The organism is Exiguobacterium sp. s157 (assembly GCF_018618205.1).
Taxonomy (GTDB): Bacteria; Bacillota; Bacilli; order Exiguobacteriales; family Exiguobacteriaceae; genus Exiguobacterium; species Exiguobacterium chiriqhucha.
The window spans coordinates 1-1,186 of sequence record NZ_JACSLQ010000024.1; the positions used below are offsets into that span (position 1 = coordinate 1).

Below are 1,186 nucleotides of genomic sequence, written 5' to 3' on the forward strand. Positions count from 1 at the left end.
AGTGAAGTGAAATGGGCAGTGGTGAAAGACAAACTGAGCGGTGAGTTGACGAATAGAGAAATCATGGAGAAACACGGAATCAAAAGTGAATCCCAAATCCACACATGGATGAGATGGTATCGGTCCAATGAAATCTATCGATTCGACCAGCCAATCGGGAAGCAATACACCTACGGACTCGGTCCTGATTCCGCCAGCGAGGATGACAAGAAAGAGCGTCAACTATCTCACCTGAAGACGGAGAACGAAATCTTAAAAAAATTCATGGAGATCGAAAGAGAGTTGAGAAAGAAGTAGCCCTAAAGACTGTAGAGCTCCTGAAGAGGAAATATACGATCACGATGATCCTACGTGTCCTGGACGTGCCACGGGCAACCTATTACCGTTGGGCCAGAGAACCGGTGAAGCACCCTTCGGTGCTAGAGCAAACAATCGTCGCAGTATGTAAGCTTACAAATTATCGATATGGACATCGAAAGATAAAGGCCCTGTTAGAGCAAACCTATGAATTGGCAGCAAACCGGAACACCGTACAGAGAATCATGAAGAAGCACCATCTCCAGTGTCGGATCAAACCCAAACGAAAATGGAAGTCTCAGGGTGAGAGCATCGTCATCGCCCCTGACCTTCTCAAGCGAGACTTCACTGCCAGTAGACCGAATAAGAAGTGGGTGACGGACATCACCTACATCCAATACGGGGGAACGACGAAGTACCTCTCCACGATCATCGACCTATTCAACAATGAGATTGTTGCCTATAAGCTATACGATCATCAACAGACGCCCCTCGTCATCGATACGTTAAGGATGGCGTTGGAGAGTCGGAACAATCCCGAAGGGATCATCATCCATTCAGATCAAGGAAGTGTCTATACATCATATGCCTTTCAAGATTTCGTAAAGAGGAAGCATCTGACGAGCAGCATGTCTCGAAGAGGCAACTGTTGGGATAATGCGGTGATCGAATCGTTTCATTCGAACTTGAAGTCTGAGGAATTCCAGTACGTCAAGTTCAACTCGTTAAGCGACTATGAAGTGCGTGAGCGGGTGAATAATTACTTAACTTACTACAACGAAGAACGTATCCAAGAAAAATTAGGCTACCTCACACCGATAAAATATGGTGTGGCGGCAGCCTAATCAAGGTGTTTTTATTAGTGTCTCATATAGCTAGGTCAGTCTAC

2 protein-coding genes are annotated in these 1,186 nt (G+C 45.8%); both read left to right on the forward strand.

The window, feature by feature from the left end; genetic code table 11:
* Window positions 1–297, forward strand: a 297-nt coding sequence (locus KNP67_RS15190) for a helix-turn-helix domain-containing protein (RefSeq protein ID WP_214756982.1), incomplete at its 5' end; no start/stop codon positions are given.
* On the forward strand, window positions 261–1,142 hold the full coding sequence (locus KNP67_RS15195) for an IS3 family transposase (protein ID WP_353048295.1): 882 nt from the start codon (window positions 261–263) through the stop codon (window positions 1,140–1,142). The genes KNP67_RS15190 and KNP67_RS15195, both read left to right, overlap by 37 nt.
* Window positions 1,143–1,186 lie beyond the last annotated feature (44 nt).